Below are 13,425 nucleotides of genomic sequence, written 5' to 3' on the forward strand. Positions count from 1 at the left end.
AGTGCCCGTGAAGCTCGGCATCATGCTGCCCGTGTCCGGAGTCCACGCGTCACCGGCGACCATCACGACCATCGCGCAGGCCGCCGACAGACTCGGCTACGACTCGTTGTGGACCTACGAACGCCTGTTGCGCCCGATGGCACCACTGCTCCCCGGCCCGGACGGCACCCTGGAACGCATCCCCGACGTCTACCGCACCACCTTCGAGCCACTGGAGACGTTGAGTCACGTGGCCGCGCTCACCAGCCGCATCGCGCTGGGGACCAACATCGTCAACCCGCTGTTCCACGCCCCGGTCGTGCTGGCCCGCAGGTACGCCACGCTCGACCAGTTCAGCGGCGGCCGCGCCATCGCCGGATTCGGGCAGGGCTGGATGCCCCAGGAGTTCGCGACCGCCGGCGTGCCCATGAAGCGCCGCGGCGCCGGCTTCGACGACGTCATCGCGGCGATCCGGGCCTGCTGGGGACCCGACCCCGTGGAGTACACGGGCCGCTTCTACTCGATCGAAGCCTCCGAGATCAACCCGAAGCCCGTCCGCGGCGACATCCCGATCGTCATCGGCGCGAACACCGACGGCGGCATCGACCGGGCCGCCCGGATCGCCGACGGCATCACGCCGCTGACCTGGGCCCTGGACACGGTGACCGCACAGGCCGAGCGCTTCCGGACGACCGCCGAACGCCTCGGGCGAAACCCGGCCGCGCTCACCGTGACGGCACAGACCAACCACGTCATGCAGCCCAAGCCGATCGGCGGCGATCGCCCGTTCCTCGCCGGCTCCCCGCGGCAGCTCGCCGAGGACATCGAGCAGTTGCGGGACCGTGGATTCGACGGGGTCCTGTTCGCGTCCCCGCCGGCCGACGAGATCCCCACGCAGATCGAGATGCTCGACGAGCTCCGCTCCCTGGTGCCCGCCGGGTGAGCATCAGTGGTCCGGCCTGCGTGGATGGGTATGATCGCCTGCGTGGAGGGCCAGGGCGAACCCCGGTGGCTGTCGCCGGACGAGCGCGACGCCTGGATCTCCCTGTCCTGGCTGATGGTCAAGCTGCCGGGCGAGATCGACGCTCAGCTGCAGCGCGACAGCGGCATCTCGTTCTTCGAATACCTGGTGCTCGCCGCGCTGTCCATGTCTCCCGACCGGTGCCTGCGGATGAGTGACCTGGCCCAGCACGCGAACGGTTCGGTGTCCCGGCTGTCCAACGTGGCCAAACGCCTGGAGCAGCGCGGCTGGATGCGACGGGCGCCCAGCGCGGAGAACGGCCGCTACATCGAGGCGACCCTCACCGAGGCGGGCATGGCGGTGGTCGAGCAGGCCGCACCCGGCCACGTGGCGGCGGTCCGGCGCTACGTGTTCGACGCGCTCACGCCCGAACAGGTGACCGGGTTGCGCGACATCGGCCGCCAGATCGCCAGCCAGGTCGAAGGCGAGCACCCCGGGACGCCGTCCCTAGGACGGGCCCTGCGACGGCCTTGACCCGCGCACGGTGCGGTGCTCCTCACGAGCCTGCGTCACCGCGGCTGACCCATGCGCCGGCACGACCCGCGGGCCCGCCATATTCCGCTGGGCCGGGTGGCATGAAGCTGCACTCACAGTGCTGATTCTTTCGGGACCTTCATTTCCGCCTTAAGGATCCGGGCCGACCTTCCCTGAGCAGCCAGAACGGCGCGAGTGTGGGTGCCGTTAGCGCACGTGCTCGGTGTTCGTGGAGGGTTCAGTGGCAAGGTTGCAGCGCGTTGGGTCCCGCCGGTTGACGGCGATTTCGGTGTTGACGGGCGTGATGCTCGTCGGTGGCGCGGTGACCGCGCCGTTCGCCTCGGCGTCCGTCGGGGGCGGCGAGTCCGGCACCGGCCTCGTCCAGCGGTTGTTCTCCTGGTTCAGCGGCCAATCGGGCCAGGTTTCCCAACCGGCCGCCGGAGCGGCATCCTTGCCGACGTCGTGGCCGACCGCTTGGCCGCAACAACTCGGTGTGGCCGGCCTCGGCGTGGCCGGCCTCGGCACGGCGCCCGGCGTCGCCGCGACAACCTCGACGCCCACGGCCACGTCTACCGGGGCGGCCCCGGCCGGCGGCGCCGACTGCGCCGATGTCGAGTTCGTGTTCGCCCGGGGCACCGGTGACATTCCCGACCTCGGCGTGCTGGGCACCCCGCTCGCCAGCGCGATCCGCTCCGCCCTGCCCGGCCGTAGCGTCAACGCCTACGGCGTGCAGTACGCCGCGGAGGCGTCGCAGGCCAGCGCCGGCCCCGGCGCCACGGACATGAGCCGGCACGTGCGCACGGTCGCGGCGGCGTGCCCCGGCACCAAGTTCGTGATCGGGGGGTACTCCCAGGGGGCGACCGTCACCGACATCGCGATCGGCATCCAGTTCGGCCTGTCCACCGGCGAGGCGATCCCCGCCGACCTCGCGCCGCGGGTAGCGGCCGTGGTCGTCTTCGGCAACCCGCTCGGCATTCTGCACCAGACCATCAGCGAGCGCAGCCCGCTCTACGGCCCCAAGACCAAGGAGTTCTGCGGCCAGGGTGACCCGGTGTGCGGCAACGGCGCGAACTCGATCGCCCACCTGCAGTACATGACCGACGGCTCGGTCCAGCAGGCCGCCCAGTTCGTGGCCACCAAGCTCGCCGGCGCGTGACCGGGGAGCCCCGGGCATCCGCCCACGCGTGGCGGACGCCCGGGGGCGACGCGGCTACATGCCCAATGCCTCCCACGAGCCGAAGGGCTGGTCACCGCCCGCGGCGACCTGCTGGGCGAGGTACACGCCATCGGTGCCGATGGTGAGGACGATCGCCCAGCCCTGCACCCCTACCACCGCCGACGGATAGTCGAGAACGACGCCGAACTGGTCCGTCCAGGATCCGTATCCGAGGTTGGGCGCCGTTTGGCGGGCCGTGCTGACGCCGGTCCCCTTGTTCCGCTCGAACAGCATGACGCGGGCGTCGGTGCCGGAGGGCGCGGTGACCGCGCCCGGCGGGCCGACGCCGCCCTGCCCGCCGAGGTCGACGGGGGTGGGATTCCAGGTGCCGGCCGTGGTCTGCCGTACCGCGATCAGGTGCGAGGTCGACGGCTGCCGGTAGATGACGTCGATGGTGCCCTGCTGGTTCAGCGCCACGCTGGGCGGGCTCGCGGGCGTCCCGGCCGGAAACGCGGTGTCGACCAGGAATGCGCCGTTCGGGGTTTGCTGGTACCAGTGCAGGATGCTCTGCCGCGTGCTGCCGAAGACATTGATGGCGCCCGACGGGGTGGTCACCGCGGCGAGACCGTCCTGGAGATCGGTGCCGCCCATGTCGACCCAGCCGGCCCAGCCGCCGCTCGTGGTCTGCACGCGCGTGCTGATCCCGCCGCCACCGTTCTTCACGAAGACCTGCAGCAGGCCGTCGGCGGTGGCCGCGACCGCGGGCGTGCCGACGTTGTCCTCGTTGCCGAGCCCCTGGTTGGGGTTGCCGAGGTCCTCCCAGGAGCCGCCGAACGCGCCGTTGGCCGTCAGCTGCCGCAAGGCGAGGATGTGATGGTCGGACAGCCGATGCGCGAAGATCGCCAGGCGTCCGTCCGAGCTCCGTCCGACGGCGATGCCGGGAGCGAGCCGGCCGCCGGGAGCCGCCAGGAGCAGCGGTGCGTCCCACAGGCCGGCGGCGGTCTGCGCGTAGGTGTAGACGGCGCCGTTGCGCACGACGAACGCCTGTGCCCGGCCGTCCTGGTTGCGCCCGGTCCACTGCGTGCCGTTCGACCACCGGTAGTACATGCGTAACGTCCACGCGTACTGGTCCGACCCGGTGTTCGCCAGGTCGTTCTTGAGCGTCGTGTCGTAGATCGCGTACTTCTGGATGATGGCGCGCTTGCGTGTGCCTTCGCTGGTGTCGAGGTTCTGCGGCACGCTCGCGATGTTGTAGTCCCGGTAGCTCACCTCGTACAGCGGATCGGTGTAGCTCGCGGTGGCTTCCCGGGCGAAGCTGGCGGCGGCGACGTGATCCGCGTGATCCGGTGCATAGCCGGCGCGCCGGTCGGGCTCGGCATCCTGAGCCCGCACGACGGTTGGGTGGAGCGCGGACATGATCGCGGCCAGGACGGCGACCGCGTCAGCGTGACCGTACTGCTGGGGTGCGGACACGATCGTCTGTCCGGACGGGACGATGGTGTTCTGCGGGGTGCCCCCGTAGAGATCGCCGAGCTCGCCGTCGCGCAGGTCCATGAACGCCACCTGGATGGTGTTACGGGCACGCAGCGTGTAGCGCTCCACGACCTTGCCGCCGACGGACCACGCCGCACCATCCCATTCGTTCTGCGAGTTGTCGTCACCGTCGGCCAGGCCGGCCATGCTGGCGTAGGCGTTCAGGGCGCCCTTCTGGCGGTTGCGGGCCCTGGCCTCCGGCGTATCGCCGTCGCCGGTGATCTGTCCGGCGGTCATGAACACGGTCGCGACGGGTATGCCGGCGGCGATCGTATTGTCGAGATCCGGATTCATGAAAATCAGGTCGTCGTCCTCATGGGCGACGATTTGCAAGAACATCTCTTGCGGTGGGTCGGCGGCCCACGCTGCTGGAACCTGAAGCACCGACGCGGCCGCCACAGCGGTCACCAACACACAGTGAAAAACCGTCCTTGTCAACCGACACATGGGATTCACCTGCCAGGTGCATCGATGGAGTGCCGATCGTCCCACAACGACCCGCAAGGTCGGAATCAGCATGGTGGCGATGAGTTCCATCCACCGGAACGGCGGACACCAGCCGCAGGTCGTCGCCGCCCCGCCCGGACACACCATGATCCCCGGAACTCCGGCGGGATCGACGCCGACGATCAAGCCACCGACACGGGACGCGGGTGACGTGTCAGCAGACTATGCGATCACCCAGCATTTTCATCCTCATTCCCAGGCCGGAGCCATTGGCTATAAACAGGCGGAAACAACGATGCCCCATACCGGCACCGGCTATTCTGATCCAGCCGCCGGGGTGCGCTGCAACCGGCGTAGAGGTGAGGGATGACGTGGAACATATTGTAATGTCGGTCTTCGATGACATTGGGAACCCGCACTACGGCGGCGGAGGACCGGTGGTCGTTCAGCAGATCGCCAAGAGACTGGCCAGAGACTATCGGGTCACGGTCTACAGCGCCTCGTACAAGGGCAGCAGGTCCCAGATCCGCGACGGCGTCCGATACATTTTCCTGCCGGTCGGATGGGCCGGTCCGCGGGGCGGCCAGCTGCTGTTTCAATGCATGCTGCCGCTGGTCGCGCTCGCGAAGCGACCGAATCTGTGGATCGAAACGCTGACCCCGCCTTTCTCGGCGAGCCTGCTGCCCGTCGTGTCGCGCCGGCCGGTCATCGGCCTCGTGCAGATGCTGAGCGGGGTGGACATGGCCCGGAAGTACAAACTTCCATTCCCGCTCATCGAGCGGCAGGGCCTCAAGCTGTACGAACACTTCATCGTGCTGAACGAAACGGACCGGGCCACGGTCCGCCGGTCCGCCAAGCGCGCCACCTGCGCCATCATTCCCAACGGCGCGGACCGGCCGCAGGTCGCCGACAGCCAGTTCGGGCGTGGCGACCACATCCTGTATCTCGGCCGGATCGACGTCGAGCAGAAGGGGCTCGACCTGCTGCTCGCCGCGGTTCATGACGATCCTCCCGCGCTCCCGCTCGTCATCGCCGGCTCCGGTGTCGCACGCGAGGAGAAAAGGCTCCGCCAGTTGGCAGCCCCGTTCGGAGAGCGGGTCCGGCTCGCCGGGCGGGTCGACGGCCGGCGGAAAGCGGAGCTGCTGCGAAACTGCGCATTCGTTGTCGTGCCGTCCCGGTTCGAGACGTTCTCCCTCAGTGCGCTGGAGGCGATCACGCACGGAAAGCCGGTCGTGTGCTTCGACCTGCCCCAGCTCGACTGGATCGCCTCCGACTGTGCCCTGCGCGTTCCGCCCTTCGACATCGCGGCGCTGGGCAAGGCCATCGTGACGCTGGCTGCCGATGCGACGCAGCGCGCGGCTATCGGCCGCCGGGCCTACGCGTTGGGTGGCAACTACGATTGGGACGTCATAACGGATCGCTACCGCGAGGTGGTGGCCGCGACGCTCGACCGCCGGTAGCCACCAGGCGACCGCCCACGGCCGGCCGTTCAGCCCGGCAGCCCGGCGGTTGGGAGGCCGGTCGACGGAAGCAGCGATGCCGCGAACCGGCTCATGAGTGCCGTGGACGCGTCGTGGACCGGGCCGGGGTCGCTGATGTAGTGATCCGGCATGAAGTTCCACGCGAACAGGCCGTGGTTCGCCAGGTCGGCGACCGACGACCGGGTGAACATCACCCGAGCGAACTTGTCGAAAGCCCGTACCTGGCATGCCGGGTCGCCCCACAGCTTGAAATGCGAAATCATGACGGGCTTGCCGTAGGACCCCAGTTGCCGCACGGAACTGCGGATCTGGGCAACCAGCGCGCTCTGGCCGTTGCGCTCGTTATCACAGGCATGCATCTGCTGAACGGCGGTGAAATCGCTGGCGGCGATCGCGTCGGACCAGAACGACAGGTCCCGATTGGGCTCATCGCCCCATTCATATCCACCGAATCCGAGCGCGACCCGCGCGCCGGCGTATTCCTCGTGGATCGCCGCTGCCGCCTTGAGATAAGCCGCCTTCAGACGTCCGGGATATGCCGCGTCCGTCGAGTAGGTCTCCAACTCCGTGAAGAGGACGACGTACAGCGGACCATAGTTCGGCCCGCTGCCCTTCAACGCCGAGACGACGAGCCTGATGTCGTGCTGAAACTGATCACTGACCGCGTATTCCGGGTGGTCGGCCAGCCACACCACAAGTTCGACCGCCTTGCCGGCGCCGTACAGGTCAGAAATCGTCGACGGCCGGGCGTAGCCGCTGATCCACTCCAGATCATCGGGGCCGTTGTACCACGTGGTCACCATATTGACGCCCGCGTCGCGGTAGGTCGGATTCGCAACGGCGTCGTCGAGCCCCGGACCGAAACCCCACAGCACCCGCGGTTGCGGCGACGGCGAGACCGAACTCGACGTGTTGACGCCCGCCATGTAGATGGCGTAGCCGAGCAACACCGTCACGACGGAAACCAGCGGAATCCACCGAAGTGCCCTGGCGAAGACGCGCGTGCGCCGCGTCATGGCTTCACCCTCAAGTCCTTCGAAACACCGCGTCCCGCGGCGTGCTCGCCGCCCGGCAGGACAGTTGATGAGGAACCGCAGAGTCAGGTGCCAGGCGAGATGTTACCTGGATGCTGCCCGGCCGGCCGGCGAACCGAGAAACCGGGCGTGCGAGGCCGCGTCCAGGTCCCCGAGCCGATGGGCCCGGCGGAGCGTCGGCTGGCAGACTGGCCGATGTGCCGAATGCGGACCCGACCGGTGTGGTCATCCCGAGCGTCGACGGCAAGCCCAGCACCTCGGCGCTGGGGCGTCTCGTGGTGGCCGATGCGCTGCGCGGTGTCGATCCGGTCGGGGCCCGGGGTGCCGAGGCGTCGACCGACTGGCGCCACGACTACCTGCTGCATTTCCGCCGGCTGGTCGAGGCGGGGCTGCCGTCCCGCGACGCGGCGCTGAGGATCGCCCGCGACGGGCTCGCGTCGCTGCACGAGCGCATGCGGTACCGCGGAAACCCGGACGGCGGTGAAGAACCCCTCGACGCCGCCTTCACGCCGGGTGGTCCGCCGCTGGCGACGGTGACCGTAGCGGGGCGGGGCGAGCCGGAGCGTGAGCTGATCGTGCCGTACCGTGGCCATCGCCTCGCCGGCGAGGAGCTCGACCGGCAGCTCGAGCGCTGGGTCGAAGCCGGTGCGATCGAGCGCTCCTTCGCCGGCACGATCAGGACCGTTGCCGCGAACCCCGGCTGGCTGTCCCTGCCAGGGCGGCGCGTCGCCGTCCTCGGCGCCGGCGCGGAGATGGGCCCGCTGCGGGCGCTGCTGCGCTGGGGCGCCGACGTGGTCGCCGTCGACCTGCCCCGGCCGGCGATCTGGCAGCGGCTGACCGCCCTGGCCGAACGGCACGCGGGCCGGCTCCACCTGCCGGTGGCCGGCGAGGAACGCGGCGCCGACCTGCTGCACGATCTCGGCCGGGTCGCCGAGTGGATCGAGGGCCTCGACGGCCGGCTCGTGCTCGGGAACTACGTCTACGCCGACGGGGCACTCAACGTGCGGGTCGCGATGGCCGTCGACGCGCTCACCGTCCGCCTGCGGCAGCGCCGGCCCGACCTCGGGCTCGCGTTCCTGGCCACACCGACCGACGTGTTCGTCGTGCCCGACGACGCCGTCGACGAGGCGAACCGGCGCTACGCGGCGGCGACGGGCATCGGGCGGTTCCGGCGCCCGCTGCGGGTGCTCAGCGCCGACCGGCTGCTCACCCGCAACTATCCGCCCGGCCTCTATCCGGGGATCAACGACAGCCTGGTACCACAGCAGGGTCCGAACTATGCCCTCGCGAAACGGCTGCAGCGCTGGCGAGCGGCCGAGGCCCGGGCCGCGGGCATGCCGGTGTCGTTCGCCGTCGCACCGGCCACCCGCACCCGCAGCGTGGTGAAGAACCGCCTCCTCGCCGCCGCGTTCGCCGGCGCCCACCGGTTCGGCATCGAGGTCTTCGAGCCGGCGACCAGCAACACGCTCATGGCCGCGCGGCTCGTCCACGACCTCAACGCCGGCGGTCCGGTGCACGAGCACCCCTGGCAGGACGAGGCCTACGCGGCGGCCCACGGCGGGCTGTGGCGCCAGCCGTATTCCGCCCGCAGCGCCCTCGGCATCGCGGTCCTGATGGGCATCGGCGCCACCCGCAGCTGAAGGCCGGCGGCCCTGTGGCCGTGCTAGGGAACCAGCGGCGCGAATCCGTCCCGACCTGCCCGCCAGCCGACCGCAGACCACCCCGTGGAACCCCCACGCGCGGCTCGACCAGAACGCAGTTTCTTCTTGATACCTGCTTTCAAGATGTTCCTACTGCTCGGATGCCCGGGTGAGACCGAGGTGGGCCCGGGACCGCTCCCCCGAACCCGACGAGCCGCCGGCCGTGACCGCCGGGACGGCCGGTCGGCGCCGGGCCCGCTGGTCGTGCGGCACGTCGGCGCGCGGCGGCGCGTTGACGACCCGCAGGCGCTCGGGCACCGCCCACCACTGGTCCGGCCGGTCCACGACCGCGGCCGCCGCCGGGCCGTCCTCGACGAACCGGGCCAGGCGCAGCAGGTAGGCGGCGATCCCGGCGGCGCCCTGCATCCACGAGGTCCGCGGGGCCAGCAGCGGCGGGTCCTGCCGGTACTCGATGAACCGCCAGCGCGCGCCGTCGCCGTCGACGACGGCCCGCTCGACGAGGGCGTCGCCCATGACGAGCGCGTGCCGGGCGTACTCCGCGCTGTCGCGTTCGTCGGCGAAGCCGGACTGCGCCGCGTCGAGCAGGATGTCGCCGACGCCGGCCGTGCCGCAGCAGCGCCCGTCGTTGTCCCAGAACCCCGGCCGCAGCCGCTGCGGCACCCCGGAGTCCAGCACCGAGCGCAGGCACCGCCGGCGCAGCTCGCCGACCTGGTACCCGCCCACCTCCGCCACGCCCGCGAACGCCAGCGCGGCGAACAGCTGCGACGTGCCGGCCGGCCCGTGGCACCAGTTGTAGGTCACCGGCTCGACCTCGCGCTGCGAGCGCGGGTGCGTGTGCTCGACGATGAAGCCGCCGTCGTCCAGCGAGCCGACCGCGAGCAGATGCCGCGCACCCTGGACCGCGGCGGCGACGAAGTCCGCCCGCCCCAGCAGCCGCCCGGCGACGGCCAGCGCGCTGGCCACCCCGGCCGTACCGTGCGAGAAGTTCGGCGAGCTGGACCGGTAGCCCGGCCACATCCGCCAGTCCAGGCCGCCCGCGGCCGGCTCGGCGGCCCGCAGCAGCGCCTCCCCGCCGCCGGCCATGATGCCGGCGCTGTCGTCGCCCCCGGCCCACGCCGCCGTCATGACGACGCCGGCGGTACCCATGGTGACGTCCGTGATCGGCCCGGGCGGGTCCAGGTCGACGTCCAGCGTGGTGGTCCACCCGGCCGGCGTGCGCAGCTCGGCCAGCCGGCGCAGCGGCACCCGCTCCCGGCCGGGCGCCAGGATCCGCAGCGCCAGCACGTCGCCGCCGAGCCCGTCGTAGAGCGACGGCTCCGCGCGCACCGCCGCCCGGTCCGCGAGCCGCCCGGCGATGCCCGTGGCGAGCGCGCGCTCGGCCGCCGTCAGCGGGCCGTGCTGGGCGAGCTCGGCGAACACCGGCGCCAGGCCGGCGATCCCGGCATAGAGCGAGTCACGGTCGGCGGGCGGCTCGGGCGGTACCCCAGCACCGGCCTCGGCATCCGTGATCTCCTCCGGCAGCCAGGGGCCGTCGCCGTCGCGGATCTGGCGCAGGACCCAGGCCCATGCGGCCTCGCCCAGCTCGCGATACGTCGCAGCATCGGCCATGGGCCAACAGTATCCGCCGCCGCTACAGGTTTTCCCGTCCGCGTTCAGAGGCGGGCGGCCGCCCGCACGAGTGTGGCGACGGCCAGTGATCGGCTGTGCGAGGGCCAGGCGATGTGGGTCGTGATCGGCGGCGCGTCGAGGAGCGGGACGGCCGTGACGCCGCCGGGCAGGGACGGCCGGCTCGACTCGGCCAGGACGGCGCAGGTAAGGCCGAGCGCGATCAGCTGGAACAGCTGGGTGCCGTCCTGGACGGTGGGGCCGGGCCCGTCCGGGTAGGTGCCGTCCGTGCGGGGCCAGCGCGGCTGCGGGAGATCGGGCAGATCGGCCCTGGTCAGCGAGGTCCGGGTGGCCAGCGGGTGCCCCGCGGGCAGCACCACGATCTGGCCCTCGGTGGCGATGTCCTCGTGGTCGAGGCCGGCGGATGAGTAACACTGCGGTTGCAGGACCGCGACGTCGGCACGGCCGTCGCGCAACATCTGCTCCGGCTCGCCGGCTCCGGGGCGCGCGAGGACCACCTCGACGGCGGCCGCGTCCGGTTCGGCGGCATACGCGTCGAGCAGCTTCGACAGCAGCTCGACGGACACTCCGGCCATGCTCACCAGCACGATGCCGGGCCGCCCGGCCTTCGCTTCCCCGGCCCGGCGGGCGCGGCGGCCGGCGGCGTCCACCGCATCCAGGGCGTTTCGGCCCTCGTGCAGCAGCACCGTTCCCGCCTTGGTGAGGGTGACCGTGCGGCCGGACCGGACGAACAGCGGTGTGCCCAGGCTGCGTTCGATCTTCTGAATGGTCCGCGACAGCGCCGGCTGGGCGATACCGAGCCGCTCGGCCGCCCGCCCGTAGTGCGACTCCTCGGCAACGGCGACGAAATATCGCAATTCACGCGTCTCCACGACGGGCAACGGTACCCCGACCGATAACCCAGCGGCATCGGTCGGCACCCACTCGGCATTGGAGATCACGGCCGGCGAGAACGCAGGATCGAACGGTCACCTCCGCCCGATGGGAGCAACAAAACATGGATCTGGAGCTGAAGGGCAAACGCGTCCTCGTCACCGGCGCCAGCAAGGGCCTCGGTCTGGCGACCGTGAAGGCCTTTCTCGGCGAGGGCGCCGAGGTCGTCGGCGTCGCCCGGCGCAACACGGCCGAGTTCACCGCCACCGGGGCCACCTTCGTGGCCGCCGACCTGGCCCAGCCGGACGGGCCGCGGCGCATGGTCGACACCGTTCTCGCCACCGACCGCCGCCTCGACGTCCTCGTCAACAACGCCGGCGGCGGCGACCTGCCCGACGATGCCTTCGCCGACATCTTCGAGGGAGACGACGGCGTCTGGACGGACATACTCGCGTTGAACCTGTTGTCGGTCGTGCGGGTGACCCGGGCCGCGCTGCCGGCGTTGACCGAGGCCCGCGGGGCCATCGTCAACATCAGCTCGGACGCCGGCCGGCGGCCCGGGGCGGCACCGCTGCCGTACGCCGCCGCCAAGGCCGCCCTCAATTCGGTGTCGCGGGGGCTGGCGGAGAAGCTGGCGGCCTCGGGCGTGCGGCTCAACACCGTGTCACCTTCCGGGATGCGCACGTATCTCCTGGAAGGCGAGGACGGCTACGTCGCGAAGCTCGCCAAACACCTGGGCCTGGACCATGCGGCCCTGCTCGATGCCCTGCCGGGGCAGGGAGGAATGCTGACCGGGAAGCTGGCCGAGCCGGACGAGGTCGCCCGGGCGGTGCTGTTGCTCGCCTCGCCGACCATCCCGAGCGCGATCGGCGCGAACTGGGCCGTGGACGCCGGAGCCGTCAAGGCCGTGTAAGCCACGGTGGCTACGGCATCGTCGCGTGGGCCCCGACGAACGACGGCGTCCAGACGACCGTGCCGTTCGCGACGGCGTCGTCACGCAGCCGGTCTGCGAGGGTGTCCAGCTCCCCGGGCACGTCGAGCCCGAGCCTGGGCATCAGCGGCGCGAGCCCCCGCACGACCCCGGCCAGCCAGGCATAGCCCGCGAAACCGGGCCCGCCGCCGACCAGCGCCTCGTCGCACATCGCGGGCTCGGGCAGGCCGGCGGCCACGAACGCGCCGAACAGCCGCCGGCCCATGCGGACCTGCATCCCCGCCCGGCGGAACGCCTCGGTGACGAGCCGGCCGGTGTCGTTCCACAGCGAGTCCTCGGGCAGCGACCGCGCGCCGACCGCCGGGTCGAGGTCGAGCTCCTGGAACGCGACCACCCCGCCGGGGCGGACCCGGCCGGCGACGCCGCGCAGCGCTGCGGCGGGGTCGGCGCCGTACATGAGAACCAGCCGGCCGATGGCGGCGTCGAACCCGTCCCCGGCCTCGGCGGCGGCCAGGTCGCCCTCGACGAACCGGACGTTCGCCAGCCCGAGAGCCTCGACCCGGCCCCGGGCGGCCCGGAGCGCCCCGCCGTCGACGTCGATCCCGACAACCGCGCCTTGCGGCCCGACGATGCTCGCGGCGAGCAGCGCCACGTCCCCGGCCCCGCTGCCCACGTCGAGGACCCGCATGCCGGGCCCGAGGCCCGCGGCCCGCAGCAGCCGCTCCGTGGTGCCGTGCAGGAACAGCGCCTGCCGGCCGAGCCGTTCGTACTCTTCCGGCGACCGCGCCAGCGCGTACGCCGGGTCACCTGACGAATGCACCATCGCCCCATGCTGGCCGCGCCGACCCGAGCCGCGCAGCCAGCATCAAGACAGCGGCCGGTTGAACCGCCGGCCCGTTCCGTGCGTGCGGCCGGATCGACACCGACGACAAGCCGGCGGCGACATCGGCCGCGCGCCGGGCGGATCACCCGGGCTGCCGGGTTCGATAGGCCGACCAGCCGGGGCCCGCACGCAAGCCGGCAGATTTCGCGCCGGCGGGCACAACCCCCGATCTGCGCGGCCGGGCCGGGCGGACGAAAGTCTCCGTGATCATGATCGCCGCGGTGGCCGCACCACGGGTTTGCCATGATCCCGGAACCTTTCGGTACACAGGGGTACATCACCACTCCGCGATCATGAAAAACCGTTGGTGCCGGGGCCCGGATGGG

General features: G+C 71.5%; 11 protein-coding genes. 6 read left to right on the forward strand and 5 right to left on the reverse strand.

Annotation, left to right across the window (positions count from 1 at the left end):
* Window positions 1–7: 7 nt before the first annotated feature.
* The 3 genes from ACQPXD_RS46870 (at window position 8) to ACQPXD_RS46880 (ending at window position 2,630) form a co-directional block, all read left to right on the forward strand.
* Window positions 8–922 (forward strand): TIGR03619 family F420-dependent LLM class oxidoreductase, encoded by a 915-nt coding sequence (locus tag ACQPXD_RS46870; RefSeq protein WP_432830051.1) that lies wholly within the window; start codon window positions 8–10, stop codon window positions 920–922.
* A gap of 42 nt (window positions 923–964) precedes the next feature.
* A complete protein-coding gene (locus ACQPXD_RS46875) occupies window positions 965–1,474 on the forward strand; it encodes a MarR family winged helix-turn-helix transcriptional regulator (RefSeq protein ID WP_432830053.1) in 510 nt (169 codons plus the stop codon).
* 289 nt (window positions 1,475–1,763) lie between these two features.
* A complete protein-coding gene (locus tag ACQPXD_RS46880; protein WP_432830055.1) occupies window positions 1,764–2,630 on the forward strand; it encodes a cutinase family protein in 867 nt (288 codons plus the stop codon).
* A gap of 54 nt (window positions 2,631–2,684) precedes the next feature.
* Here ACQPXD_RS46880 and ACQPXD_RS46885 read toward each other — a convergent pair whose 3' ends face one another.
* Window positions 2,685–4,796 carry a PIG-L family deacetylase gene (locus ACQPXD_RS46885; RefSeq protein WP_432830057.1) on the reverse strand — a complete coding sequence of 704 codons (2,112 nt, stop codon included), beginning with the start codon at window positions 4,794–4,796 and terminating at the stop codon, window positions 2,685–2,687.
* A gap of 200 nt (window positions 4,797–4,996) precedes the next feature.
* Between ACQPXD_RS46885 and ACQPXD_RS46890 the strand changes: the two genes are divergently transcribed.
* Window positions 4,997–6,070 (forward strand): glycosyltransferase family 4 protein, encoded by a 1,074-nt coding sequence (locus ACQPXD_RS46890; RefSeq protein ID WP_432830059.1) that lies wholly within the window; start codon window positions 4,997–4,999, stop codon window positions 6,068–6,070.
* A 29-nt stretch (window positions 6,071–6,099) separates the two neighbouring features.
* Here ACQPXD_RS46890 and ACQPXD_RS46895 read toward each other — a convergent pair whose 3' ends face one another.
* Entirely contained in the window at window positions 6,100–7,107 is a 1,008-nt protein-coding gene (locus ACQPXD_RS46895) for a hypothetical protein (RefSeq protein WP_432830061.1), read from the reverse strand.
* Window positions 7,108–7,322: 215 nt separating this feature from the next.
* Between ACQPXD_RS46895 and ACQPXD_RS46900 the strand changes: the two genes are divergently transcribed.
* Window positions 7,323–8,765, forward strand: a complete 1,443-nt coding sequence (locus ACQPXD_RS46900; protein WP_432830063.1) for a hypothetical protein — start codon at window positions 7,323–7,325, stop codon at window positions 8,763–8,765.
* A gap of 150 nt (window positions 8,766–8,915) precedes the next feature.
* Here ACQPXD_RS46900 and ACQPXD_RS46905 read toward each other — a convergent pair whose 3' ends face one another.
* Entirely contained in the window at window positions 8,916–10,394 is a 1,479-nt protein-coding gene (locus tag ACQPXD_RS46905; protein WP_432830065.1) for a lanthionine synthetase LanC family protein, read from the reverse strand.
* A 44-nt stretch (window positions 10,395–10,438) separates the two neighbouring features.
* The gene (locus ACQPXD_RS46910) at window positions 10,439–11,284 is read right to left on the reverse strand and encodes a LysR family transcriptional regulator (protein WP_432830067.1); all 846 of its coding nucleotides are present in this window, start codon (window positions 11,282–11,284) and stop codon (window positions 10,439–10,441) included.
* Window positions 11,285–11,409: 125 nt separating this feature from the next.
* On the opposite strand from ACQPXD_RS46910, the gene ACQPXD_RS46915 reads away from it, so the two are divergent.
* Window positions 11,410–12,198, forward strand: a complete 789-nt coding sequence (locus tag ACQPXD_RS46915) for an SDR family NAD(P)-dependent oxidoreductase (protein WP_432830069.1) — start codon at window positions 11,410–11,412, stop codon at window positions 12,196–12,198.
* Window positions 12,199–12,208: 10 nt separating this feature from the next.
* On the opposite strand, the gene ACQPXD_RS46920 is transcribed toward ACQPXD_RS46915, so the two are convergent.
* Window positions 12,209–13,039, reverse strand: a complete 831-nt coding sequence (locus ACQPXD_RS46920) for a class I SAM-dependent methyltransferase (RefSeq protein WP_432830071.1) — start codon at window positions 13,037–13,039, stop codon at window positions 12,209–12,211.
* Between the last annotated feature and the right edge of the window lie 386 nt (window positions 13,040–13,425).

Source organism: Dactylosporangium sp. CA-092794, assembly GCF_050948465.1.
Taxonomy (GTDB): Bacteria; Actinomycetota; Actinomycetes; order Mycobacteriales; family Micromonosporaceae; genus Dactylosporangium.

Coding starts and splice junctions, on each gene's coding strand:
- ACQPXD_RS46920 (WP_432830071.1), bottom strand. CDS start 13,039: ATGGTGCATTCGTCAGGTGACCCGGCGTACGCGCTGGCGCGGTCGCCG.
- ACQPXD_RS46895 (WP_432830061.1), bottom strand. CDS start 7,107: ATGACGCGGCGCACGCGCGTCTTCGCCAGGGCACTTCGGTGGATTCCG.
- ACQPXD_RS46890 (WP_432830059.1), top strand. CDS start 4,997: ATGTCGGTCTTCGATGACATTGGGAACCCGCACTACGGCGGCGGAGGA.
- ACQPXD_RS46905 (WP_432830065.1), bottom strand. CDS start 10,394: ATGGCCGATGCTGCGACGTATCGCGAGCTGGGCGAGGCCGCATGGGCC.
- ACQPXD_RS46915 (WP_432830069.1), top strand. CDS start 11,410: ATGGATCTGGAGCTGAAGGGCAAACGCGTCCTCGTCACCGGCGCCAGC.